This window comes from Halolactibacillus sp. JCM 19043, assembly GCF_001310395.1.
Lineage (GTDB): Bacteria > Bacillota > Bacilli > Bacillales > Amphibacillaceae > Halolactibacillus > Halolactibacillus miurensis.
In genome coordinates this window covers 123,405-149,611 of record NZ_BAXD01000003.1, presented here as the reverse complement: position 1 = coordinate 149,611, position 26,207 = coordinate 123,405, and the positions used below count along the sequence as shown (strand labels likewise).

23 protein-coding genes and 5 pseudogenes are annotated in these 26,207 nt (G+C 40.1%); all 28 read right to left on the bottom strand.

The features are described from left to right. Positions 1 to 42 precede the first annotated feature (42 nt). The 28 genes and pseudogenes from JCM19043_RS03525 to rpsO all read right to left on the bottom strand — a co-directional run bounded on the left by JCM19043_RS03525 (position 43) and on the right by rpsO (position 26,164). On the bottom strand, positions 43 to 303 hold the full coding sequence (locus JCM19043_RS03525; RefSeq protein WP_062320018.1) for a stage V sporulation protein S: 261 nt from the start codon (positions 301 to 303) through the stop codon (positions 43 to 45). Between the two features lie 62 nt (positions 304 to 365). Next, positions 366 to 1,163 (bottom strand): TIGR00282 family metallophosphoesterase, encoded by a 798-nt coding sequence (locus tag JCM19043_RS03520; RefSeq protein WP_062320017.1) that lies wholly within the window; start codon positions 1,161 to 1,163, stop codon positions 366 to 368. A gap of 103 nt (positions 1,164 to 1,266) precedes the next feature. Then, positions 1,267 to 1,536 (bottom strand): hypothetical protein, encoded by a 270-nt coding sequence (locus JCM19043_RS03515; protein WP_062320014.1) that lies wholly within the window; start codon positions 1,534 to 1,536, stop codon positions 1,267 to 1,269. Between the two features lie 71 nt (positions 1,537 to 1,607). Beyond that, positions 1,608 to 3,179 carry a ribonuclease Y gene (rny, locus tag JCM19043_RS03510; RefSeq protein ID WP_062320012.1) on the bottom strand — a complete coding sequence of 524 codons (1,572 nt, stop codon included), beginning with the start codon at positions 3,177 to 3,179 and terminating at the stop codon, positions 1,608 to 1,610. A gap of 251 nt (positions 3,180 to 3,430) precedes the next feature. Next, a pseudogene (gene recA, locus JCM19043_RS03505) lies at positions 3,431 to 4,478 on the bottom strand (recombinase RecA). A gap of 165 nt (positions 4,479 to 4,643) precedes the next feature. Beyond that, a complete protein-coding gene (locus tag JCM19043_RS17260) occupies positions 4,644 to 4,994 on the bottom strand; it encodes a CinA family protein (RefSeq protein WP_231631379.1) in 351 nt (116 codons plus the stop codon). Between the two features lie 8 nt (positions 4,995 to 5,002). Further along, positions 5,003 to 5,893, bottom strand: a pseudogene (locus JCM19043_RS03500) (competence/damage-inducible protein A); the annotation flags it as partial. Continuing rightward, complete coding sequence (pgsA, locus tag JCM19043_RS03495) at positions 5,893 to 6,477, bottom strand: CDP-diacylglycerol--glycerol-3-phosphate 3-phosphatidyltransferase (RefSeq protein ID WP_062320011.1); 585 nt, start codon at positions 6,475 to 6,477, stop codon at positions 5,893 to 5,895. The pseudogene JCM19043_RS03500 and the gene pgsA, both read right to left, overlap by 1 nt. A gap of 69 nt (positions 6,478 to 6,546) precedes the next feature. Further along, entirely contained in the window at positions 6,547 to 7,470 is a 924-nt protein-coding gene (locus tag JCM19043_RS03490; RefSeq protein WP_062320009.1) for a RodZ domain-containing protein, read from the bottom strand. Positions 7,471 to 7,581: 111 nt separating this feature from the next. Beyond that, positions 7,582 to 8,304 (bottom strand): elongation factor P 5-aminopentanone reductase, encoded by a 723-nt coding sequence (gene ymfI / locus JCM19043_RS03485; protein ID WP_062320007.1) that lies wholly within the window; start codon positions 8,302 to 8,304, stop codon positions 7,582 to 7,584. Continuing rightward, the gene (yfmH, locus tag JCM19043_RS03480) at positions 8,297 to 9,589 is read right to left on the bottom strand and encodes an EF-P 5-aminopentanol modification-associated protein YfmH (RefSeq protein ID WP_062320005.1); all 1,293 of its coding nucleotides are present in this window, start codon (positions 9,587 to 9,589) and stop codon (positions 8,297 to 8,299) included. Before yfmH ends, ymfI begins: the two co-directional genes overlap by 8 nt. Position 9,590: 1 nt before the next feature. Next, complete coding sequence (yfmF, locus tag JCM19043_RS03475; RefSeq protein WP_369813746.1) at positions 9,591 to 10,490, bottom strand: EF-P 5-aminopentanol modification-associated protein YfmF; 900 nt, start codon at positions 10,488 to 10,490, stop codon at positions 9,591 to 9,593. After that, positions 10,382 to 10,858, bottom strand: a complete 477-nt coding sequence (locus tag JCM19043_RS18575; RefSeq protein ID WP_369813745.1) for a hypothetical protein — start codon at positions 10,856 to 10,858, stop codon at positions 10,382 to 10,384. Before JCM19043_RS18575 ends, yfmF begins: the two co-directional genes overlap by 109 nt. A 161-nt stretch (positions 10,859 to 11,019) precedes the next feature. Next, on the bottom strand, positions 11,020 to 11,979 hold the full coding sequence (locus JCM19043_RS03470) for an ABC transporter permease (protein WP_062320003.1): 960 nt from the start codon (positions 11,977 to 11,979) through the stop codon (positions 11,020 to 11,022). 1 nt (position 11,980) lies between these two features. Next, positions 11,981 to 13,026 (bottom strand): annotated as a pseudogene (locus JCM19043_RS03465) (ABC transporter permease). Then, on the bottom strand, positions 13,023 to 14,549 hold the full coding sequence (locus JCM19043_RS03460; protein WP_062320054.1) for an ABC transporter ATP-binding protein: 1,527 nt from the start codon (positions 14,547 to 14,549) through the stop codon (positions 13,023 to 13,025). The pseudogene JCM19043_RS03465 and the gene JCM19043_RS03460 overlap by 4 nt, the downstream one beginning before the upstream one ends. A 145-nt stretch (positions 14,550 to 14,694) precedes the next feature. Continuing rightward, the gene (locus JCM19043_RS03455; protein WP_369813744.1) at positions 14,695 to 15,573 is read right to left on the bottom strand and encodes a BMP family protein; all 879 of its coding nucleotides are present in this window, start codon (positions 15,571 to 15,573) and stop codon (positions 14,695 to 14,697) included. Beyond that, complete coding sequence (locus JCM19043_RS18570) at positions 15,558 to 15,836, bottom strand: hypothetical protein (RefSeq protein WP_369813743.1); 279 nt, start codon at positions 15,834 to 15,836, stop codon at positions 15,558 to 15,560. Before JCM19043_RS18570 ends, JCM19043_RS03455 begins: the two co-directional genes overlap by 16 nt. A 75-nt stretch (positions 15,837 to 15,911) precedes the next feature. Further along, positions 15,912 to 16,588, bottom strand: a pseudogene (locus tag JCM19043_RS03450) (GntR family transcriptional regulator). Positions 16,589 to 16,760: 172 nt separating this feature from the next. Further along, complete coding sequence (locus JCM19043_RS03445) at positions 16,761 to 18,482, bottom strand: DNA translocase FtsK (RefSeq protein WP_304438227.1); 1,722 nt, start codon at positions 18,480 to 18,482, stop codon at positions 16,761 to 16,763. Next, entirely contained in the window at positions 18,373 to 19,110 is a 738-nt protein-coding gene (locus JCM19043_RS18360) for a hypothetical protein (RefSeq protein ID WP_304438225.1), read from the bottom strand. Before JCM19043_RS18360 ends, JCM19043_RS03445 begins: the two co-directional genes overlap by 110 nt. Positions 19,111 to 19,257: 147 nt before the next feature. Then, positions 19,258 to 20,489, bottom strand: a pseudogene (dapG, locus tag JCM19043_RS03440) (aspartate kinase). A gap of 14 nt (positions 20,490 to 20,503) precedes the next feature. After that, positions 20,504 to 21,547, bottom strand: a complete 1,044-nt coding sequence (locus JCM19043_RS03435; protein ID WP_062320001.1) for an aspartate-semialdehyde dehydrogenase — start codon at positions 21,545 to 21,547, stop codon at positions 20,504 to 20,506. A 100-nt stretch (positions 21,548 to 21,647) separates the two neighbouring features. After that, entirely contained in the window at positions 21,648 to 22,232 is a 585-nt protein-coding gene (locus JCM19043_RS03430) for a dipicolinate synthase subunit B (RefSeq protein WP_062319999.1), read from the bottom strand. Positions 22,233 to 22,315: 83 nt separating this feature from the next. After that, entirely contained in the window at positions 22,316 to 23,110 is a 795-nt protein-coding gene (locus tag JCM19043_RS03425; RefSeq protein WP_062319996.1) for a dipicolinate synthase subunit DpsA, read from the bottom strand. A 66-nt stretch (positions 23,111 to 23,176) separates the two neighbouring features. Then, positions 23,177 to 23,407 carry a YlmC/YmxH family sporulation protein gene (locus JCM19043_RS03420; protein ID WP_062319994.1) on the bottom strand — a complete coding sequence of 77 codons (231 nt, stop codon included), beginning with the start codon at positions 23,405 to 23,407 and terminating at the stop codon, positions 23,177 to 23,179. Between the two features lie 161 nt (positions 23,408 to 23,568). Beyond that, entirely contained in the window at positions 23,569 to 25,677 is a 2,109-nt protein-coding gene (gene pnp / locus JCM19043_RS03415; RefSeq protein WP_062319993.1) for a polyribonucleotide nucleotidyltransferase, read from the bottom strand. A 217-nt stretch (positions 25,678 to 25,894) separates the two neighbouring features. After that, entirely contained in the window at positions 25,895 to 26,164 is a 270-nt protein-coding gene (rpsO, locus tag JCM19043_RS03410) for a 30S ribosomal protein S15 (protein ID WP_062319991.1), read from the bottom strand. Between the last annotated feature and the right edge of the window lie 43 nt (positions 26,165 to 26,207).

Sequence of the window (26,207 nt, the reverse complement as noted above, 5' to 3'; positions counted from 1 at the left end):
TTTGTCACAAAAGAAAAAGCACCCTTAAAAAGGGCACTTCGTTTAACGTGGTTCAATGATTAATTTCATAGCCGTTCGTTCTTCATTTTCAATCATAATATCCGTAAAGGCTGGCACACAGACTAAATCCATACCACTCGGCGCAACAAACCCCCTGGCGATGGCAATAGCTTTTAGAGACTGATTCAGTGCACCGGCACCAATCGCTTGTAACTCTGCCGATCCTCGTTCACGTATGACGTTAGCTAATGCCCCTGCCACTTTGTTTGGATTTGATTTTGACGAAACTTTTAACACATTCATTATGATAGCCTCCTTATTGTTACTCCCTTCACTATATTCACAATAAGCGGAGACTATACCTATTAGCCGAAGAAAGGTTGGTCATCATTAATTAAAATGCGATCAATTTTCTTCGCTTGACCGGTGTTGTTATCAATATCAATCACAACACCCGATAATTGAGCTTTACCTGTTTTTGTTGCTTCAAAGCGAACCGGTAGCTGCGTTAAGAAACGCTTTAACACAGCCTCACGATCCGTCCCAATAATCCCATCATATGGACCGGTCATACCAACATCTGTGATATAAGCGGTGCCACTGTCTAACAAACGATTATCCGCCGTCTGAACATGTGTATGCGTACCAACAACGGCACTCACGCGACCGTCTAAATACCATGCTAGCGCCAGTTTCTCACTCGTCGCTTCAGCATGGAAATCAACAAAAATAACATTGGTGCGTTTTTTCGCTTCATCAACAAGGTCATCGGCATAGCGAAATGGGTCTTCAAGGGGCGGTAAAAACGTCCGACCTTGTAAATTAATAATCGCTACTTCCGTGCCATTGACATTCACATAGCCAATGCCTTTGCCTGGTGTCCCTTCTGGAAAATTAGCCGGACGCACCATCTTATCAGCGGAATCAATAAAATCAAAAATATCTCTATTATCGAAGGTATGATTACCCATTGTTAAGTAATCCGCACCCCACTCTAAAAATTGTTTGTAGATCTTTTCTGTAATACCCTTACCTGCCGCGGCATTTTCCCCGTTCACGATGGTGAGCTGGGGTTGATACTTTTGTTTTAATTGTGGGAGATACGTTTTAAGCTGATCGCGTCCCATTGAACCTACGATATCGCCAATAAATAAAATTCGCATACATAAACCTCTTTCTTCATTATCTATTTTCACAGGTTTCATTTTATCATAGTCTAAGACCTTACACTACCAGGAAACAAATATGTAAGGAAGTCCCAAATGCTCAATCTTGATGAAACAACCGAATATCAAACAGTAATAATTGGCCGGGGATAAAGGTGATGAGTGGAATAACAAAATAGACAATCACAACCAATAAACCTTCCAGCACGTGTCTTTCAACGAACATATATGTCACAGCTTCCATGAGTACACTAAGACTCATCGCCGCCCCAAAACTGAGTAACAGTTTTAGTTTTTTTCGTGGCACCTTACTTTCAGAAAAGCAAGCGAGACTAATTAGCGCAAGAATCAACAATAACCATATGTACAAAATATCCCCTCCAATTTTAAACCGTTAGATGTAAAAAAGAAGCGATCCTATGACCGCTTCTTTTACTTTCGTTATTTAGCATATTCCACTGCGCGTGTTTCACGAATAACAGTGACTTTGATATGACCTGGGAATGTTAATTCATCTTCAATTCGCTTTCTAATATCGCGAGATAAGCGGGCTGCTTCTAAATCATCAATTTCATCAGGTTTTACCATAATACGCACTTCACGTCCTGCTTGAATCGCGAATGATTTTTCAACACCGTCATAGGATTCTGAAATCTCTTCTAATTTTTCAAGACGTTTAATGTAATTCTCTAATGTTTCACTTCGTGCTCCTGGTCTTGCCGCAGATAAAGCATCAGCTGCCGCAACAAGGACAGCAATGATTGACGTTGCTTCTTCGTCTCCGTGGTGAGAGGCGATGGCATTGACGACAACCTCTTTCTCTTTGTACTTGATAGCTAATTCTTTACCAATTTCAACGTGGCTTCCTTCTACTTCATGATCAATCGCTTTACCGATGTCATGGAGTAAGCCTGCTCGTTTCGCTAAAGTGACGTCTTGTCCTAACTCACTTGCGAGTAACCCTGAAAGATGGGCCACTTCAATGGAGTGTTTCAAGACATTTTGACCGTAACTTGTACGGTACTTCATACGCCCAAGGATTTTAATTAAGTCTGGATGTAAACCGTGAACACCGACTTCAAAGGTTGTCTCTTCACCAACTTCGCGAATATACTCATCAACTTCCCGACGAGCTTTATCCACCATTTCTTCAATACGTGCTGGGTGAATACGACCATCTTGAACAAGTTTTTCTAATGCAATCCGTGCCGTTTCACGACGAACAGGATCAAATCCTGACAGGATAACCGCTTCAGGTGTATCATCAATAATTAAATCGATACCTGTTAACGTTTCTAATGTACGGATATTACGGCCTTCTCGACCAATAATACGGCCTTTCATTTCATCGTTTGGCAAGTTGACAACCGATACGGTTGTTTCTGCGACGTGATCTGATGCACAACGTTGCATAGCAAGTGATAAAATTTCTTTTGCTTTTTTATCAGCTTCTTCTTTTGTTCTGTTTTCTGCCTCTTTGATAATAAGTGCGGATTCATGACTCACTTCTTTTTCGACTCGTTCTAAAATCGTCTGTTTTGCTTGGTCTGCAGTTAAACCAGAAATGCGCTCCAGTTCAGCTTGTTGCTCTCGCAACATCGCATCTACTTTGCTTTCCATTTCTTCAATTTGTTGTTGTTTTTCTGCTAAAGTTGTTTCTTTCTTCTCTTGCATACGTTCACGTTTGTCCAACGTATCATCTTTGCGATCAAGATTTTCTTCTTTCTGCATTAAGCGATTCTCTTGTTTTTGAAGTTCAAGACGACGCTCACGAATTTCCTGCTCCAAATCTTGACGAATTTTGTGATTTTCATCCTTCGCCTCAAGTAATGCTTCTTTTTTCGCAACTTCTGCATTACGATGGCCTTCTTGAACGATTTGCTTAGCTAATTCTTCTGCACTCGAAATCTTTTTCTCTGCAATCGATTTACGAATCCAATAGCCAACAACAATACCGACGATTAGGATAGCCAAACTGGAGATGACGAGAACCAAAATTTCTGTGAAGTTCATGATTTCACCTCCTCTTGCTATTCATTTTTTCGTGTTTAAGTCGGCATGTACTTTTCATAGTCATATGAATGCGTCATTAAGTTTTTGTATAATTCAAAACGAGAATTATACACTTTCCATTCTAATCGTCAAATTTCTTAATGTCAAGAAGGCAAAATGACAATCAGACAGAAATGGCCTTTATTACCATCTATTTTCACGTTCTTTTTTTGATAGGATCCTATCAAAAGAAGGGGGAGCCCCCCTTCTTTTTACTCGTCTTCTGGTAATAGTTCATCCATGGCTTCTACAGGTTCTTCAACGGATGCGGTGCCATCAAAGTTATAATGCGCACGTACCGCTTGATAAATTTCCGCTTTCACTTCTGGATTCTCTTTCAAGAATTGTTTTGAGTTTTCGCGACTTGGCCAAGGCGTTCATCTTTATAGCTATACCAAGCTCCACTTTTTTGTACGATGTCTAAATCAGAGGCAATATCTAACATTTCACCTTCACGTGAAATACCTTCACCATACATAATATCAACTTCCGCTTGTTTAAATGGTGGCGCAACTTTATTCTTCACGACTTTCACGCGGGTACGGTTACCGACATATCATTTCCTTGTTTAATCGTCTCAGCACGACGGACTTCTAAACGAATAGAGGAATAAAACTTCAGGGCACGTCCACCTGGTGTCGTTTCAGGGTTACCGAACATAATCCCGATTTTTTCACGAATTTGGTTAATAAAGATGGCGGTTGTTTTTGATTTATTAATCGCACCAGATAGCTTTCTAAGGGCTTGTGACATCAGACGTGCTTGTAACCCAACGTGGGAGTCACCCATTTCTCCTTCAATCTCAGCTTTAGGAACAAGGGCTGCGACTGAGTCAATAACAACGATATCAACGGCCCCACTACGTACGAGTGCTTCGGCGATTTCTAGTGCTTGTTCACCTGTGTCTGGCTGTGATAAAAGTAATTCATCTGTATTAACACCTAAAGCTTTAGCATAAACAGGATCTAGCGCGTGCTCTGCATCGATAAATGCTGCTGTACCACCCTGTCTCTGTGCTTCTGCAATCGCATGAAGTGAGACAGTTGTTTTACCGGATGATTCCGGTCCATAAATTTCAATAATTCTTCCACGTGGATAACCACCCACACCAAGGGCGATATCAATGGCAAGTGAGCCACTTGAAACGGTTGGGATTTTCTGTTCAGCGCGCTCACCTAACTTCATAATGGAACCTTTACCAAATTGCTTTTCTATTGACTTTAGCGCCATGTCCAGCGCTTTTTTACGATCTTCACTCATCTAATATGTCCTCCTTCAATCAACGTAAATGTTGTGTTTAACTCATTCTATCATAACGTTTTTCACTTCATTACACAAGCAAAAACGAATAAATGTTCTTCCCTTTTATAATTAAAAAAGCGCATGAATTTAAAACATTCATACACTTTTTTACGGTTTTCTCTTTTAATTTGATTCTAAAAAATAATATAACCATTCCAATGCTTTTTTAACGGCCCGTGTTCGTGTCAATTCTCGGTGATTCACAAACGAGAACCTTTCCACCCGGTAATGCGCCTCATCATAGTAAAGACAAATAAAAACGGTACCCGCTTCATGTCCTTCCAGTGGTTCAGGGCCCGCTACTCCGGTAAAGCTCACAGCTAAATCCGTACGTAGCTTATCTTTTGCTTGTTTAGCCATCTCAATAGCCGTTTCTTTACTAACGGCACCAAAAGACGAAAGCGTGGCTTCCTTAACCCCGAGAAGTTGAGTTTTCGTTTCATTACTGTAACTAATGATGCTCCCTTTAAACACTTGGCCAGCGCTGGTATCGAGACAATGGCATCACTAAACCGACCACCGGTCAAACTTTCGGCTGCGGCTAGCGTTAAGTCTTTCTTTACTAACTGTTTCACAACGACATCCGCTATCGTTTCATTATTAAAACCATACATATATTGACCGACTCGCGCTAACAATGATGCCTCACTAACTTCAATTAAATGATTGGCTTCTTCTATTGTCCTAGCACGTGCAGTTAATCGCAGCGCGACTTCACCATCACTCGCGAGCGGAGCAATAGTAGGATTAGATTGTTGCTCAATCAAATATTTTACTTCCATTTCTAATTGCGATTCACCAATCCCGATAAATCGCAACATCTTTGAGACAATCACATCTTGTAACTGAAAGGTCTCTCTTAAGTATGGAAGCACAGTATCTTCCATCATTTTTTTCATTTCAGTAGGGACACCTGGCATGATAATAAACGTTGTCTCGTCATCTATGACGATCATTCCTGGTGCAGTGCCTGCATCATTACGTATCATTGTAGCGCCTTCAATGACATTCGCTTGTTTACGATTGTTCTCAGACATCGTCCGGTTGCGTCTTTTGAAGAATGTTTCAAGTTGTTCTAACGCCTTCTCGTCTTGATGTAGCTCTCGCTTCGTAAAATCACTTAAAACCTCACGGGTTAAATCATCATCTGTTGGACCAAGTCCACCAGTCACAAGTACAACATCAGAACGACTTTTTGCTAATTCAAAACTACGGTAGATTCTGTCGTGATTATCTCCGACGACTTGATGATGGTACACACTAATACCTTGATTAGCCAGCACCTCAGAAATCCACTGGGCGTTCGTATTCGCGATTTGACCAAGTAACAACTCGGTACCTACACCGATAATTTCTGCTTGTAGTTGAGCCATTATTTTGACTCCTTCATCACGTGCCAGTTCTTAATAAAATAATCTAAGCCAGATACGACCGTTAAGATTAAAGCCACATACAATAAAATCGTACCCACAGACACAGTTAAGTTAAGGTATGAAAACGGAAAATCGTGTAATAATAAAAAGGATATGGAGACAAGTTGGAAAGTCGTTTTCCATTTACCCATTTGCCCTGCAGCTAAAACAACTCCTTCTCCAGCTGCCACTAAACGTAAACCTGTCACCGCAAATTCGCGTGATAAAATGATAATCACAAGCCAGGCAGGCGCCATGTTGAGTTCAACAAGTAAGACAAAAGCGGCTGCCACTAAGAGTTTATCTGCCATCGGATCTAAAAACTTCCCTAAGTTCGTGACTAAATGATATTTACGTGCATAGTAACCATCCACCCAGTCTGTACCCGAAGCAATGATAAATAACAGCGCGCTCACTAAGTGAACAACAGGTAACGTCTCCTCGCCAATAGAAATACTACCCCAATCTAAAGGGAGAGTGAGTAACAATATAAAAATAGGGATAAGTAAAATACGTGAAATAGTAATACGATTAGGTATATTCATAAAACATCCTCTTTCTTAAAATAGATTAACCCTCCTTAAAAGTGAGCAACTGATAAGAAGGGTCTAATATTACTCTTGGTCCGGTTCGTAAGCGTCATTGAAATAAATCCACACTTCTTGTACCGTACTCATATTCATCTCTTCTGAAAATTCTAATGGTTTTCCGTTGATTTCAATTGTAATAACACCCGGTTCACCGAAGCGTAAATATGTAAAATCAACATCCGTTAAATCAATCTCTACAGGACTATTACCGGTCGTAAGCATTTGTTCATAAAGAGACTGACCACTGTCATCTTCAATTTGAAGCCAATTTTGATTTGTCGTATCGACACGCATCGTAATCGAATCATCTGGTGTCACATAATGATAAATAGAGGCATTGTTCTCAAACTCTTTTAATTCAAGTACAGGTTCTGTCCCCTCAGGTTGTGCTGCATCCTCTTCATCATCTGATACTGATTCATCGATCGTGTCGTCAGCGTCAGGATCTGTTTCCCCGGTTTGGTCCGTATCGTTATTTTCTGGCGGGATCGTCACCGGATCACCAACCGATGAAGGATTATCTTCTACTGGTGACGTTGGCTCTGCCTCATCCGTTGTCAGAACAAACTCATAAATAATAAACCCAATTAAAAACAGTAACAACAAGACAAAAATAGTCGGTAACAACATTTGAAAAGGTGATTTATCTTTGACGGTCGTTCGCGTACGCGAACGTTTCAATGTTGTAAAATCTCGGGTATCGGTCGATAATGTCTCGGGTAATTCACTTCTGTGTTCGTCCATTAAAGCGTGTGGATCTAATCCGACAGCTTGGGCGTACTCCCTAATAAAAGCGCGCACATAAAAGTTACCAGGTATGAGGGAAAAATCATTTCGCTCAATGGCCTGAATATGGCGCGCTTGTATTTTCGTCGCTATTTGAATATCGTCAATTGTTAAGCCCTTCTCAAGGCGGCGTTCTTTTAATTGTTCTCCAATCAGCATCATTAACACCATCCATTTAGTAAAATCCGTACAAAGTACATACCATCTTCTATAATAAAGGATTTTCAACAAATATGAAAGAGGCGAAAGTGATTTTGCGACTTTTATAATACATTAAATATGCCACCCACCACTTACACCTATAATTTCACCCGTCATATAGCTCGTCTGGTCACTCGCTAAAAAGGCCGTTAATTGACTAACATCCTTCACCGTACCTAATCGTTGTAAAGGAATCTCTTCTATTAAAGATGTTCTTTCTTCTTCGGTCAATGATTGATTCATTTCTGTATCAATAAACCCTGGCGTAATGGCGTTTACACGAATGTTATTCGTGCCTACTTCTTTTGCTAAGGCTTTAACAAAGGCAATCTGGGCACCCTTTACTGTCGAATACGCCACTTCATAACTTGCCCCGTGTTTACCCCAAATAGAAGATATGACAATAATATTGCCTGCACGATTTTGTAGCATCGCCGGTAAAAAGTGTTGGGTTACTTTCCATAAAGCCTCAATGTGCACCGAGAGTAATGCTGTCATATCGCTACTCGACAGATCTGTGAATAAACCGTAACTGGCTTGTCCTTGACTAAAGATAATTACGTCAGGTGTAAACTGCACCTTATTAAGAAATTGTTCAATACCTTCACTAGACGACAGGTCACCTTGAATCATTTCTAGGACAGACTCTTCGGGTAACGATTCAGCCAAAGTCTGCAACCTTGTTTTGTTTTTATTGTAATGTAAGGTAAAACTATTGCCTGTTTCACTTAAATCTTTGACAATTTGCTGACCAATCGCCCCGCTTGCGCCTAGCACTAAAACATGTTTAGGCATGTTCCGCCTCTTTTTTTATAAAGAACGCAGACACATTATCTGCTGTAATCCACTGATGCATAAAGGCTTCTACCTCATCTTTTGTTATAGCCTCTAATGTCGGTAGAAGTGTGAAGTAATCAATGCCCAACAAATGATACTGACTAATAGAGTTCGCAATATTTGACGTAGCATTCATTTCTCGCATGAGTCCTCCAATCATTTTTCGTTTCATGCGAGTGAAGGCTTCCTCACTAAACGTATATGATTTAAAGGTATCCAGTTGTCTTAATACAACGTCTCTAAACTGTTCAACATTGGTAGAATTAGCACCAATCAACGAAAAGGCAAAAGATCCTTGGCGTTCTGTCTCAAATCCTAGACTGCCATCAATAAGATCCAGGTCATATAACTCTTGATAATAAGCACCGGATTTTGAATAAAAGTAATCAAGAATCATCTCGCTAATCAGTTCTTCTTTAATAAATTGGTCGGGGTTCTGTGTAGGCGTTTCTTTGATTCCAATCATACATTTTTCAGTTACAACAGGCATATGTAAGACCGCCTGTTTTTTATATACATGCGCCGACTCCATAACGCTCTCTCGTTTAATTTCTTGCACAGGCTCAAAAGTTTTCTGTTGTTGATTATGACGAATGACCTGAAGCATCTCTTCAGCATCAAAAGCTCCAACTAAACAAAAAGTCATGTTAGAAGGATGATAAAATGTGTGATAACACGTATAAAGGTCATCTTTTGTAATGTTTTGAATAGAATCAACCGTTCCGGCAATATCAATTCTCACGGGATGATGTTCGTACATCGTTTCAATAATACCAAAGAACGCCCGCCAATTGGGTTGGTCATCATACATTTGAATCTCTTGAGCAATAATCCCCTTTTCTTTCTCAACTGAACTATCAGAAAAGTAAGGATCTTGAACAAAGTTAAGTAGAATCTCGGTGTTTTTCTTCACTTCCGTCGTTGTTGAAAATAAATAGGCTGTTTTAGTAAATGATGTGAACGCATTCGCTGACGAACCAAGCGCAGTAAATTCTTGAAAAACATCATGATCTTCTTTTTCAAATAATTTATGCTCTAAAAAGTGGGCAATACCGTCTGGAACTTTAACCATATTCATTTCACCAAGAGGAACAAATTGATTATCAATCGAGCCGTAATTCGTTGTAAACACTCCGTAGGTTTGTTCGAGCTCAGGTTTTGGCACGAGCAGAACATTCAAGCCGTTCTCTAGTGTTTCTTGGTAGACCGTTTCATTGATTTGAGGATAGCGCTTTTTCTCCATACTATTCCGCTCCTTTCTGTGTTAAGAAGTAAGTCGTATCGAGCTCAATGCGATTCGCTACTCTTACAATCGCCTCTTTTGTCACGGCTTCAATATTTGATACAAAATCAATCGTTTTTGTTTTAGAGCTAAATTGTTGGTTATATAACATTTCAACCATGCCGTAAGCTTCGTCAAGATTTTCTTTATATTGATTTGTAATTAATGACTTTGCTTCTGTGATTTGTTCATCAGTGAAATCACCCTTACGCATCGCTTCTAATTGCTCCAAAATAATTGTTTTTGCTTTGTCAAAATCAGCAGGGGCGATCCCACTAAAGACAAATAAAAGCCCTTTGTGACTTTCAAACCGGGAAGCGGCATAATAAGCCAAACTATTTTTCTCACGCACATTAATAAAGAGTTTTGAACTAGGGAATCCACCAAAGATGGCATTAAAGACGTGTAGAGCCGGATAGTCATCATCACTGTAGTGCGTATGTGTTCTAAAGCCAAAGTGCAACTTACCTTGTTGAATGGGTTCTTCTTCAATGATCTCTTTAGGTTCAACCACTGTTTTCTCTGTCGCCTGCATGCTTGGCATCGGCGCATTCGTTGATCGCTCAATATGTTGATCACACAAAGCTTCAACATTAAGCTCTGTTAAGTCCCCAATGACATAGAGGTCAAATGGTTCTTCGTTCATTACTTGTTGATAGTATTGATAGAGATTTTCAGGCGTAATATGGTCAAAGTCCTCTGGATAACCATGAACATGCGTCTTGTACACTTCACCTTCACACATCTCTTCGATCAGGCGCATGTTTGCCAGTTGCATTTTATTATCTTTAATACTGTCAATTTTTTGTCCAAGTGATTGTTTTTCACGCGCAACAATTTTTGGATCAAAACCGTCTGCCACACTTTAGGCGCAAATAGCGCCTCGTTAAAGAATCGAACAGCTTCTTCTAAAATAGGCTCATTGGCTGACAAGTATGAGGGATTAACAACGGACATGCGGGCTGTTAAAATATGCATCTCGCCTTTTTTACTACCATCCATTGAAAAGGTTGATCCGTATAAATCATCTAATTTCTGTCTAAAGGCATTTGACGTAGGATAATTTTCAGTGGCTTGTTGCATGACAAACGGAAGTAAAGCCCGCTTTGTCACATCTTCTCTACTGAGTGGTGCAATAAATTTCGCAACAAAGTGCAACGTCTTAAATTTATTTGATTGAATCATATGTAGCCTATACCCTTGTTTTTCAATAACTGTTTCATTCATCATGAGATAGAACCTCCTTCGTTTATATCAAGCTTAACCAATAAATTGAGTCTTACTCATTTTACCGTAAAATTTCTTTTCAAACAACGAAAAGGAATCATTTGAAAAGGGTTGTTAGTCCTCAACCGTTGAGGACTAACAACCTTTATTCAAAAAAAATCAGATTAACGGCTGCCTTTAATATACGGGTCACCATTTGCTTTAGGTGCTTCTGCACGTCCAATCAGACCTGCGAGAGCAAGAATTGTAAGAACATAAGGAGCAATCGTTAAATAGAACCCTGGTACATTCGCAAGGAAGTCAAAGTTCGCGCCAACAACACTTAAACTTTGAGCAAAGCCAAAGAAGAAGGCTGCGCCAAGTGCCCCAAGTGGATGCCACTTACCAAAAATAACGGCAGCAAGTGCCATGAAACCTTGACCAGAAATAGTAGAACCAGCAAAGCTTAGAGAAATCGTTAAAGCATAAGTCGCTCCACCTAAACCAGCAAGTACACCTGATAAAATAACAGCGATATAACGCATTTTCGTTACATTAATACCATTCGTATCTGCCGCCATAGGGTGTTCACCTACCGCACGTAAACGCAAACCAAATGATGTCTTATAAAGGACGTACCAACCAGCAACCGCAAAAATAATGGCAATAAACGTCGTATAATAAGTGCCATCAAAGAACATCTCACCGAGGATTGGGATATCAGAAAGAACAGGAACAGAAGTTGTATAGAAAGGTTCTGTAATAGAATCTGTCTGACCACGACCAAAAATTTCACGTGTTAAGAAAACCCCTAAACCAACAGCAAGCATATTGATCGCCACACCGCTAACCACTTGATTGGCTCTAAATGAGACAGCCGCGACCGCATGCATAAGAGAGAAAATACCTGAAGCGACAGCCCCTACTAATAGTGACAACCAAGGTGTGAAAGCCCCTAACGTATCAGCCATAAAGATATTGAACACAATACCACTGAAGGCACCAATCACCATTAAACCTTCTAAACCAATATTGACAACGCCGGAGCGTTCACTGAATACTCCACCAAGAGCTGTAAAGATCAATGGAGCAGAATAGAATAATACCATCGGCATCATAGCAATAAATTGATCGATGAATTGCATATTAGTTCTCCTCCTTCTTAAATCGCATAATCACAAGTCGAATCATGTAACTTGCAGCTACGAAGAAAATAATCATCGCAATAACAATTTCGACAAGTTCTGCTGGTACCCCAGATAATGGTGGCATACTTAATGCCCCAACCTTTAAAGCACCGAACAAGAAGGCAGCGAGAACAACGCCAGGTGCTGTGTTAGCACCGAGTAAAGCTACGGCAATACCATCAAACCCTAAGTTAGTAAAGGCACCGTGTGTGTACATATAGCCAAATGTACCGATACCTTCCATCGCTCCACCAATACCAGCCAAACCACCTGAGATCAGCATGGCCAAGACGATGTTACGTTTAACGCTCATACCAGAATATTTTGCCGCATGTGGGTTGAAACCAACCGCACGTAATTCATAACCATAAGTTGTTTTCTCTAAGAAGAACCAGACGAACACAGCAAAAATAATGGACACGATAAAACCCCAGTGAATCTGAGAATAACCGAACATTTCTTGAAGTCCGGGTGTTGCTAACCAAGCAGAGTTGGCAATGCGCTCAGATTGTGATCCGCCATCTGATAATAACGTACGAATCAAATAGTTCGTTGTATGAAGCGCAATATAGTTCATCATGATTGTCACAACAACTTCATGGACCCCACGTGTCGCCTTTAAAATACCTGGCACAAAAGCCCAAAGAGCACCGGCAACAGCAGCGGCTAAAATCGCAAGTGGAATGTGGATGATGGCAGGAAGATCAAAGGCCACCCCTACCCATACAGCCGCAAACCAACCGACAAAGACTTGGCCTCAGCACCAATGTTAAATAAACCGCTGCGGAAGGCAAAAGCGATTGCCAAACCAGATAAAACTAAAGGAATCGTACGACGAATACTTTCACCAATATTATACATACTACCAAAAGCACCTTGGAAAAGAGCCGCGTAACCTTCAATTGGATTATATCCGAAAGCAAGCATCACGATTGCTCCGACTAGAAAACCTAATAGAACCGATAAAATCGGAATTAAAATGTTTAATTTTTTGTTTTCCATCATTTTTCTTCACCTGCTTTCTGACGTGCTTTCTCTTTCGAACTACCGGCCATCAGTAAGCCAAGCTCTTGCTCATTAGTTTCTTCAGGTTTCACTTCAGCAACGATTTGACCATCAAACATAACAGCAATTCGGTCACTGACGTTCATAACTTCATCTAATTCAAATGACACAAGTAAAACGGCACGTCCTTTATCACGCTCTTCGATTAAACGTCTATGAATCGTTTCGATGGCCCCAACATCTAACCCACGTGTTGGTTGAGCAGCAATGAGTAAATCTGGTGAGCGATCCACTTCACGTGCGATAATGGCTTTTTGTTGGTTACCACCAGAAAGCGCCCGCGCTTTCGTCTTAGGACTCGGTGTTCGCACATCAAAATCTTTGATTAATTTATCAGCATGTTCATAAATAGCTTTAAATGATAATACCTTATTTTTAGAGAATGGTTTCTTGTAATACGTTTGTAAGACAATATTTTCAGCAATAGGATAATCTAAAACTAAGCCAAATTTATGGCGGTCTTGTGGAATATGCGCCACGCCAGATTCCGTCACTTTACGAGGAGATAGATTCGTAATAGTTTTACTGTTTAATTTAATCTCTCCAGATTCTGATTTTCTAAGCCCTGTAATGGCTTCAATCAGCTCAGATTGTCCATTACCATCAATACCGGCAATACCGACAATTTCACCTGCTCTTACAGCTAGATTTAAACCTTTGACCATCATAGCTTGACGAGCATCTTTCACTTGCAAATCTTTAATAGAAAGAATGGCTTCTTTTGGTTTAGCTGGTGTTTTTTCTGTTTTAAAGTTAACTTGACGCCCAACCATAAGAGCGGCTAAGTCATCAACGTTGGTGTCTTTTACATTCACCGTATCAATACCTTCACCTTTACGGATGACGGTCACGCGATCACATACCTCCATAATCTCTTTTAATTTATGAGTGATTAAGATAATGGAGATGCCTTCTTTTGTTAAGTTACGCATGATACTAATCAGTTCTAAAATTTCTTGTGGCGTTAAAACAGCTGTTGGCTCATCTAAAATAATCACTTCAGCACCACGGTAAAGTGTTTTTAAAATTTCAGCCCGTTGTTGCATTCCTACTGAAATATCACGTACTTTCGCACTAGGGTCTACACTTAAACCATATCGATCAGACAATTCTTTAATTTCTTTTTCAGCTTGTTTAATATCAACGTAGCCCGCGCCTTTAGTTGGCTCACTACCTAAAATAATGTTTTGCGCGACCGTAAATGGTTCCACGAGCATAAAGTGTTGGTGGACCATCCCGATACCTAACTCGTTGGCGACATTAGGGTTGGTGATTTTAATTTTTTCACCACGAACGCGAATCTCTCCTTTTTCCGGTTGATAAAGACCAAATAAGACGTTCATCAAGGTTGATTTACCTGCCCCGTTTTCACCAAGTAAAGCATGTATTTCCCCTTTTTTAACTTGAAGGTTAATATTATTATTTGCTACAATGCCAGGGAATTCTTTACGAATGTTTAACATCTCAATAACGTATTTTTCCAAAATGTTCACTCCTTATCTTAAGGCTCGTAATAAAATCTCTAAATGAAAAGGGGAGAGTTACTAGCTTTTCATTTAAAGATTTTTAAGTTGGTTACCCCTTTTTAGGGGTAACCAAACTTATCAATTAAAGGTTATTCACAAACTCTTCTAATTCATCATCAGTTTGTGGTGCAACAACTTCGCCACTTAGAAGTTTTTCTTGCCATTCAGCTACAGCCGCTTTGATCTCTTCTGTATAAGCTTCTGTATTTGTTTCAGCGATGGCAATCGCATCGTCTTCAATACCTAATACGAGGTGCTCTCCACCAGGGAAGTCACCATTCATTGCGCGTGCTGCTACTTCTTGAACAGCAACATCTACACGTTTAACCATAGAAGTCAGTGTAACGTTCATGTCACCTTGTTGAACTTGCTCATATTGGTCACGGTCAACACCGATAACCCAAACGCCTGCTTCTGGATCGTTTTCAACACGGTTTCTAGCTTCAGTGAATACACCTAGACCAGTCGCACCTGATGCGTGATAAATTACATCAGCACCAGAAGAGTACATGTTGTTTGCGATTGAACGGCCTAAACCTTCATCAGCAAATGATTCAGCGTACTGAACTTGTACTTCAATATCAGGGTTAACAGATTTAGCACCTGCAACAAAACCAACTTCAAAGCGCTTGATTAGTGGACTTGTAACCCCACCGACAAAGCCAATGTTTTGTGATTCTGATTTAAGCGCAGCTGCAACACCTACTAGGAAAGAACCTTGTTCTTCAGCGAAAGTTACACTGGCAATGTTATCGCCTTCAACAACTTCATCAATAATTGAGAAGTGGCCATCAGGATTTTGGCTTGCTACTTGTTCAACTGCGTTGGCAAGTTGGTAACCTACACCAAAAATTAATTGGTAGTTTTGGTTTACCAAGTTGTTAAAGTTAGGTAAGAAGTCAGCAGCGTTTTGAGATTCAGCGTAATCATATCCTGTACCACGCTCTAAACCATTATCCATAGCGAAGCTTCAATACCTTCCCATGCAGACTGGTTAAATGAACGGTCATCAACACCGCCCTCATCTGTAACCATTGCTAATGAGAAGTCGCTAGAACCTTCTTCTTCATCACTTGAGCCTTCGTCTCCTGTAGCATCGTCATTTTGCTCTGTGTCTTGATCTGTTTGATCATCACTTGACTCATCATCAGTTGAGCCACAAGCACCAAGTACTAATACAGCTGCAAACAAGACTGACAAGATTAACAATAATTTGTTCTTCATTTTGTTACCCCCATTTTATGGTTAAATTTTGACCTGTATTGTTTTAAATTGTTACTAAGTTCTGCAAAAGGCAACTCAATCAATGCGCTTTCTCACAACATGAAATTGGAAAGCATCGCTTTTAAAATAATTAGCGGAGTAAAGAATCGGTTCATGATCTTTCGTGTAGTGCATTTGTCTTAGTAAGAGCAGTGCTTGATCAGGTCGGCAATGAAGTATAGCTGAGATTCTTTCATGGAACCAATCGGTTCAATGAATGTCTCAGCATAATGTATGCGCTTACCTGTATGATTTTCGATAAGTTTGAAGATGGAGTCTTGTGAGTGAATTAATCCAATCGGTACAAGATCATGATCAACTTTATCGATACAATACACCACGGGTTCACCATCTGCTGTTCTTACGCGTTCGACTCTCGCTAATGCTTGGACGTCCAACGAGTTAAAATGTGCTAAATCGCTGGCCGACGGCCTAACGACCTCAGCAGCGACAAATTGCGTTCCCGGTCTCTTACCTGCACGTCTAATCATGTCGGACACACTTCCTAATTCCTCAATGCCTGAAGAATAGATCGGTTTAGGATTAACAAAGATGCCATTTCCTAATCGACGTGTGACCATATTCTCATCAACTAATTGTTCAATAACCGCTTCCATTGTTGTTCGTGACACACGATAATTTGTTGCTAATTCATACAGAGGATGCAACCTTTCATTTGGTGGATAGATATCGTTTTCGATATCTTCTCGCATTTTTGAAAGCGTTTCATTATATTCCTTACTGTCTAAATAATCTTTCGACATGTTTCATCCCCCAGTAACATAAAACAAAATGATCGGTCATTTACAATATACCACTTTAACAATAAGAAATAAACACAAAAATGCGAAAAAGATATCTTTTCTACTAATCGAAATTGTGAAATTAGTCTGACAACTCTTGTACAAGAACCACTCTCGGCTTTGATCCTTCATGAGGACCCACGATGCCGCTTGCCTCCATTTCATCAATTAACCGCGCCGCACGATTGTAGCCAATACGGAATCTTCTTTGTAACATAGACACACTGGCCGTCTGCATTTCTACAACTAATTGCACGGCTTCTGGATATAGTTCATCGTCACTATGACTGGATGAGTCATCCACTTCATCTGGAATCATTTCTTCTTGGTAGTTTGCTTTTTGTTGCTCAATACAATAATCAACAACGGCTTCTACTTCCTCATCTGACAGAAATGCTCCTTGAATCCGGGTTGGTTTGGACGCACCGACTGGCATAAACAACATATCCCCTCGTCCCAACAATTTCTCTGCCCCACCACTATCTAAAATCGTGCGTGAGTCTGTTTGAGATGACACACTAAAAGCAATCCGAGAAGGAATATTAGCCTTAATCACACCTGTAATAACATCCACACTTGGACGCTGTGTCGCAATGATCAAATGAATCCCAGCAGCACGTGCCATTTGCGCAAGACGGGTAATGGCATCTTCTACCTCATTAGAGGCCACCATCATTAAATCAGCTAATTCATCGACTAAGACAACAATATAAGGAAGGAGTGGCTGTTCATCTTCTGGTGTATCCACTGTTTGATTATGTTTCTTAATATAGTTGTTGTAACCTTCTATATTTCTATTTCCCGTATCAGAAAACAAGTCATAGCGACGTTCCATTTCACTTACGACCTTTTTAAGCGCCTGTGCCGCTTTTTTCGGATCGGTTACAACCGGCGTTAGTAAATGTGGAATCCCGTTATAGACGTTTAATTCCACTTTTTTCGGATCAATCATCATTAATTTCACTTGGTGAGGTTTTGCGCGCATTAAAATACTAATAATAATCCCGTTAATACATACACTTTTCCCACTCCCGGTTGCACCGGCAACGAGTAAGTGCGGCATTTTATTTAATTCGTGTACGACTGCTTCACCTGAAATATCACGACCTAATATAAAGGATAAGACGGCTTCATCAGGTAACTGCTTAGCTTCAAATACTTCACGCATGGTCACCATGGATACTTCCTGATTCGGGACTTCGATACCAACAGCTGATTTTCCAGGTATCGGTGCTTCTATGCGGATATCTTTTGCTGCTAGAGCAAGTGCTAAGTCATCATGTAAATTCACAATTTTACTCACCTTTACCCCTGCCTCAGGATACACTTCATATTTCGTGACAGCCGGTCCTACGTGAACCCGTGTCACTTTTGCTTTCACTCCAAAAGAATCAAAGGTGGTTTCTAATTTCCTTACAATCTCTTGAATTTTCCCTTTTTCTTGCGATTTCTTTTTCTGCACCGGTGCCTCTAGTAAAGTCACGGGTGGTAGAACATAGTCCATATTTTCTTTCTCCGTCATCGGCTCTACGTGAAGATCAGTTTCTCCTTCTGTGACGACTTGGTCGGACATTTCTTTAGTCCGCCGATTAATGTCAGCTTTAGGCGTCGAGTTTAAGGAATCTATTTCCTTAAACGGAAAGGTCCCTTGTGATTCAAGCGTATCGTCATGATAATGAACATCAGTAAAGTCTTCAATGACGGGTTCTTTTATATCTTCTTTTGATTCGGATTGTTTTTTTTGTTTTGTTTGTTTGACGGCTGTCGTTCGCGTTTGTTCTTTTTGACCTTTGTTTAAAAGCACTGTTTTTTTCTTTTAGAAAACTAACCGCTGCTGAACCTTTATTCATCACATACTCAAAAAACGACGTTAATGAAAAATCGAACATGAATACAAGTGAAACAATTAATAAAAAGACAGCTAAAAAAAGTGAACCGGTGATCGATAATAATCTGTACGTGAGACTTAGTAGGATGGCCCCTACCATGCCACCACCAAGATTTTGGCTCGTTATGCCACCCAGTCTAAAATCATTAAATTGATCAAACGAATAACCAATGACTGATATGTCTTTAGTGAGAATCCAATCGCGGTAAAGAATAGCATGTGTTAGTAACATAAGTGACGTTAAAAAAACAAACACACCTAAAAAGCGTCTGGAGAATATATCAGGAAAACGTTGTTTGATCATCATATGTAAACCTAAAGCAAGTAAACTTAGTGGGATCAGACTGTACCAAAAGCCGAATAAAAAGCGGAAACTGGTGACTAAAAATAGCGGAATAATTCCTTCGCTTAACGACCAAGCGCCACTTCCAAATACAGCTAATAAAATAAAGCTCAAACCATATAATTCATATTTAAACGTTTCTGATATCGGTTTTCTGGATGTTTTTGATTTGCGTTTTGATTTTGTTTTTTTCTTTGTCATTGTATTCCCTCCCATCCCATCTATTATAGCATAATTTTTCTCATAACCTGTCTAACAAATTAAGCATCTTCACTAACTATACAGGAACACTTATGACACGTATGTCATTGATTTTCACTAACAAAAAAGCGAATCCATTGATTCGCTTTAATGTTGTAACCAAGACTTTTCAGTTAGTTCAAAAGCATCGTGTAAAGCATTAACCGCTTCACACACATCACTTTCCTTTACGAGTACCCAAATGGTCGTATGGCTATCCGCTGATTGTAAAATATCTATTTTCTTCTTTTTCAAACTACGCACAATCCGAGCCGTCACACCAGGTACGCCTGTCATCCCCGCTCCGACCACACTGACTTTTGCGCAATGAGTGGTTTTAACAGGATAATACCCAAGCGCTTGAATGATGTGAATCGCTTTATCACTTAGTAAATCAGGGACAGTAAATCTTAATCCTCCTGGAAACATGTTAATAAAGTCAACAGAAATACCCGCATCTGCTAAAGCACCGAATACATCCGCATGTAGCGTCTCTATATCCGAATCGGTTTCAATTTTAATTTGGGCAATACCTGTGATGTGCGCAATACCCGTAATGAGCCGGTCATTAATATCACGCCCAAGCGCCTGATCAATGGCACCTGTTACAAGCGTACCAACATCGGTCGCATGTGTTGAGCGAACACGAAGAGGTACTTTCCCTTGCATGGCGATTTCAACGGCACGTGGATGAACGACTTTAGCTCCTTGGTAGGCTAAATTAACGATTTCATTATATGTGACAACATCAAGCGTTCTTGCCCCCGGTACAATACGCGGGTCAGCTGTCTTAATGCCATCAACGTCAGTAAATATATCGACATAGTCAGCATTAAGGCTCGCACCAAGCGCTGCCGCTGATGTATCACTGCCACCACGTCCAAGCGTTGTAATATCGCCTTCTCTTGTTTGTCCTTGAAAGCCAGTAACGACAACAACATCAACAGTTTCTAATTCCCTGACTAAGCGCGTTGTGTCCATTTCCACAATTTTCGCTTGGGTAAAGTCATTCGTCGTAATAAAACCAGCTTGTACACCAGTTAAGGCCGTTGACGATACGCCCGATTTTTTTAATTGATTCGAGAACACAACAGCTGATAACACTTCACCACATGACAGCAGTAAATCATACTCGCGGTTTGAAATCGCATGATTAGGATAATCCACTAATGTTAATAACGCATCCGTCGCATAAGGGTCGGGTAGTCGTCCCATTGCCGAGACAACGACGACGACTTTATACCTTCATCTTTAGCCGCTTGTATGTGTTTAATAGCTTGTGTTCTGGCTGATTCATCTCTAACAGATGTTCCACCAAATTTTTGAACAACGATTTTCATATGCCACCTCTAATTTATAACCAATGATTTTTGACGAGTGATTCTGCAATTTGAACAGAATTCCACGCCGCTCCTTTTAATAGGTTATCAGAAACAATCCACATATGATAGCCATTTTCTTGATTTAAATCTTTTCTGATTCTTCCAACAAAGACATCAGGCAGTCCTGCCGCTGCAAGTGGCGTTGGATAGATTTGCTCTTCTGGTTTGTCTTGTAATGTCACCCCATCACTTGATGCGAGCAATGTTTTAATCTCTTCAACTGAAGGTGTATCGTCTAATTCAACGTAGACACTTTCAGCATGTGAAGTGAACACCGGTAACCTAACACATGTCGCTGCAACATTGATCGTCTCGTCATGCATGATTTTTTTCGTTTCATTGATCATTTTCATTTCTTCAAAGGTGTAACCATTATCAGTAAAGACATCAATTTGTGGCAAGGCATTAAAAGCAATTGGGTAATGCTTGTCTTCACCTTTTACCGGTAGTAATTCTGCTTTCATATCATCGCCGTTTAAAAAGTCTTCTGTTTGTGTTTTAAGTTCTTCAATCGCTTCAGCCCCCGAACCGGATACGGCTTGATAGGTTGAGACGATAATGCGTTTTAAACCATATTTAGCTTTTAGCGGCTGAAGAGCCGCTACCATTTGAATAGTCGAACAGTTTGGATTCGCAATGATGCCTTTATGATCTTTAATATCTGCCTCATTAACTTCTGGGACAACAAGTGGAACATTTCCATCCATTCTATAGGCACTCGTATTATCTACGACAACAGCCCCACGTTTAACTGCTTCCGGTGCGAATTTTTTAGAAACCCCACCGCCAGCTGAAAATAGGGCGATATCGATTCCTTCGAATGATTCAGGTGTGGCTTCTTCAACGGTATACGTCTGATTATTATAGGTTAACGTCTTACCTGCTGAACGTTTTGACGATAACAGTTTTAATTCATTGATTGGGAATTGGCGCTTTTCTAATGTTTCTAACATCTTTCTTCCAACGGCACCTGTTGCTCCAACGACAGCGACGTTATAAGTTTGTTGATTTGACATAATTTATTCTCTCCCTTGCAAGCTAGTTCAATTTTAAACTCTATTTTAACATAAATCATTCGATGAAATATATAGATTTTTGATATTTGTGAAAATTAGATCATTTAGTGTTTTGATGTAACACCGGTTGGAGTTGTTTCGACATTAAAGCATGTTCCAACGTCGGTTTAATAAGTGAAAACTCACTCACAATGGAATTCGGTTTTGTTTCTGGATTGTCTTGTGTAAATGGTACAAAATATATATGTTTCGTCTTTAATAATGACATAATGTTAACGCCGTTTTGACCAAGTCCGTCATTGGTTGAAATGGCAAGGACAACCGGTTTATTATTTCTTAATGTGGCTTTAGCCGCAAATAATACAGGCGTATCGCTAATACCTTGACTAAACTTACTGAGTGAAGTTCCTGTCATCGGCGCGATCACCAGTGCATCTAAAGGCGTGCTTGGTCCAAGACCTTCAGCTTCTACCATGGAGGTGACTGGCTTATATTCGGCACACTTTTCTATTTCTGCTAAAAAGTGTGCACTTGAACCAAAACGTGTATCTACTGTTTGAAGGTTATGTGACACAATAGGAATCACGGTATGACCAAGTGATTTAATCTCTTGAATCATCGGTATTACTTGGTCAACGGTACAAAAAGACCCGGTTAACCCAAAGCCAATACGTTTTTTATCCACACATACTCACCCGTCTTTCTATTCGTTTTGACTGAGCTCTTCAATAATCGCTGTCGCAATAATCGTCCCTGCTGTTTTTGGTGCTACCTTTGCCGGTATGCCCAAAGCATGAATGACACGTAATTCACGTTTTTTCGCATAATCAAAATCAACGCCCCCTGCAGGGAAGCCAAGTCGATAATGAGTTGTTCACGTGTGAGCTGATCGAGTACTGTAGATGTTAACATCATGGCAGGGATCGTATTAATGAAAAGGTCAGTTGATTTAATATATGCATCAAGATCCTTTAAGTGAAAGCCATGATAGCCCAAACTATTTGCTTTTGCGATATCTTTTTGTTTTCTTACACCAACAAACACATCGGCTCCTAACTTGAAAAACCTATCAGCAACAATGTCACCGACACGACCGAAGCCTAATAAAACGACGCGTGATTGGTACAGCGTTTTTTTCATGTGCTTGATTGCTAGCATAATAGTGCCTTCAGCCGTTGGCACAGCGTTATAAATAGCGACATCATCTCTGGCAAATATTTCAATAACAGTCACCTCAGAGTCATCAGCCAACTCACGCAGGCGCTTAGAAGCAATACCCGTAAAAACAAACGCCCCTTGTTTCATACGTTTAAAGCTATCTTTTGGTAAATAGAGGCGATCTTGACTGAAACTAGCCATAATCTCATCATCATTTGAAATGCCTGTAATCGGTAGAATGACGGCGTCTAACTCCTCAAAAGGAATTAAATGAAGCGGCACATTCTCATTCGGATAGATTGCATCAAATCCAACAAGATACAAATCAGCTACTTCAGCCAATTTTTCCATACACGCTAAGTAACGCTGGTCACCGCCTAATAGGGCTATTTTTCTTTTTATCATATTCCTTCACCCCCTTAATCATTATAGTGATATATTCAGTATACGTGGTAAACGAGCACACGTGCTTTATCTTTCAATTAAAATAATATCTTGCCCAATCACTCTAATATTCTCCCATGATAACATTAAACTTTGCTCATCTTTTCTTAAACCTAACATCGAATATTTCGGAATCACCAACTGCTGAATCTCGCCATTCATTAAGTTAAACTCAAGGTCTAGTTCTTGAATAAATCCAAGACGCTTTCCTTTATTAGCTTCAATAAATTCCTTCCCTTTTAATGATTCGAATCGCATAGACGTCCTCTCCTTCGTAACAAATGATGATAGATATATATGACAAACCTCTTGTATGTATGTGATGACAACGAACGTTAATTCAAACAACTTTACAGAATATTAGTCTAAAAAAAAGAAGCCCAAAGGCTTCTTTTTTCTATTCACTGATTGACACAGTATTATTTATTGTTTTTTTCTTGTTCTTCAAGAAGCACAGCTTTACGTGATAAGTTCACACGGCCTTGACGATCGATTTCTTTCACTTTAACCATGATTTGGTCGCCTTCTTTTACAACATCTTCTACATTGTTTGTTCGTTCAATTTGCAATTCAGAAATGTGAATCAAACCATCTTTACCTTTGAAAATTTCAGCAAAAGCGCCGAATTTCTCTATACGTTTAACGGTCGCAAGATACATTTCACCGACTTCAACTTCACGTACGATATCTTCAATTAACTTTTTAGCTTTTTCATTCATCGCTTGATCTGTTGAAGCGATAAAGACTTTACCATCTTGTTCGATATCAATTTTTACGCCAGTTTCATCAATGATTTGATTGATTTGCTTACCACTTGGTCCAATCACATCACGTATCTTTTCAGGTTTAATATACATCGTCATAATCTTAGGCGCATACTCAGATAGCTCTGATTTCGGCTCATTGATGACTTCTAACATATGTGAAAGAATATGCATCCGACCGATTTTAGCTTGCTCTAACGCTTCTTTTAAGATGTCACCGCTTAAACCATCAATCTTAATGTCCATTTGAAGCGCGGTTACACCTTTAGCCGTACCCGCTACTTTAAAGTCCATATCGCCTAGGAAATCTTCCATCCCTTGAATATCACTGAGTACAGTGTAATCGTCACCTTGTTTCACAAGACCCATCGCAATACCAGCAACTGGTGCTTTAATTGGGACACCCGCATCCATCATAGCAAGTGTTGAAGCACAGATTGATGCTTGTGATGTTGAACCATTCGATTCAAGTACTTCTGATACTAAACGAATCGTGTATGGGAAGTCTTCTTCAGCAGGAATGACTTTTTCTAATGCACGTTCACCTAGTGCCCCGTGACCAATTTCACGACGACCTGGTCCACGGATCGGGCCTGTTTCCCCAACACTAAATGATGGGAAATTATAGTGGTGCATAAAACGTTTAGATTCTTCTAAGTCTAATCCATCAAGAATTTGCACATCACCTAACGCACCTAGCGTACACACACTTAAAGCTTGGGTTTGACCACGTGTAAACAAACCAGAACCGTGTGTACGTGGTAAGAGATTAACCCGTGACGTTAACGGACGGATTTCTTCCGGACGACGACCATCTGGACGGATTTTTTCTTGCGTAATCAATCGACGAACTTCGTCTTTTACCATTTTATCTAAAATATCTTTGACTTTTTTAATCGTCTCTTCATCAGCATCATTCGCTTCAAAAGATTCAACAATCTCAGTTTTCACAGCTTGAATCGCTTCTTCACGCGCATGTTTTTCCATGACCTGAATCGCTTCATTTAATTTAGGGCGCGCGGTTTCGTTTAATTCAGCAAGAAGTACTTCATCTAAATTAAATAACTTAACGTCCATTTTTTCTTTACCCATTGCGGCGTAGATGTCTTCTTGGAAAGCGACAAGACGTTTGATTTCTTCATGACCGAACATGATGGCTTCTAGCATCACTTCTTCCGGCACTTCATCTGCGCCAGCTTCAACCATGTTGATGGCCTCTTTCGTACCAGCAACTGTTAAATCAATGTCACTTTTTTCGCGTTGTTCAACCGTTGGGTTGATGACAAACTCACCATCGACACGGCCAACAATCACACCGGCAATTGGTCCGTCAAATGGAATGTCAGAGACGCCTAAAGCAACAGATGAACCGATCATTGCGGCAATATCTGAAGGAGCATCTTGGTCCACACTCATCACCATACTAATGACTTGAACATCGTTACGGTAGCCATCTGGGAAGAGTGGACGAATTGGACGGTCAATCAAGCGTGATGTTAAAATCGCACGTTCACTTGGACGACCTTCACGTTTAATGAATCCACCTGGAATTTTACCTACTGCGTATAAACGTTCTTCATAGTTCACCGTTAACGGGAAGAATGGTAGGTCTTTTGGTTCCTTAGAACCTGTTGCTGTTGCTAATACTGATGTGTCACCGTAGTGTACCATACAAGCGCCATTGGCTTGTTTGGCTAATTCACCCACTTCAACGATAAATGGTTTGCCAGCGATTTCTGTTTTGAATACTTGTTTGTTTGACATATAAAAACCCTCTCTTTTATTAAGTATGACCACTCACCGGGGTTAATGAACAATCCTATTGCATCTGGTTTTCAACTTGCTCCATCCTGATCAAAAATTACAGTCCACTATAATCTTTGATCAGAATCGAGCGCAAGGGTTGTTATGTATTAAACTGGGTAGTGGCTAAGTTTTTTATACCTATAGAAAAAGCGGGAAAAATTCCCGCTTTTTGCTTCTATCGACGTAAACCTAATTTTTCAATTAGTTGACGGTAACGTGTAACGTCTTTGTTACGTAGATAAGTTAATAAGTTACGACGTTTCCCAACCATTTTCAATAGTCCACGACGTGAGTGGTGATCCTTTTTGTGTGTACGTAAGTGATCGTTTAAGCTATTGATTTCTGCAGTTAGGACAGCGATTTGAACCTCTGGAGATCCCGTATCGTTTTCGTGTGTTTTGAACTCGTTAATAAGTTCATTTTTACGTTCTTGTGTGATTGCCATCCTGTTCACCTCCTATTGTTTCTTATTAAAAACCCCTATCCCC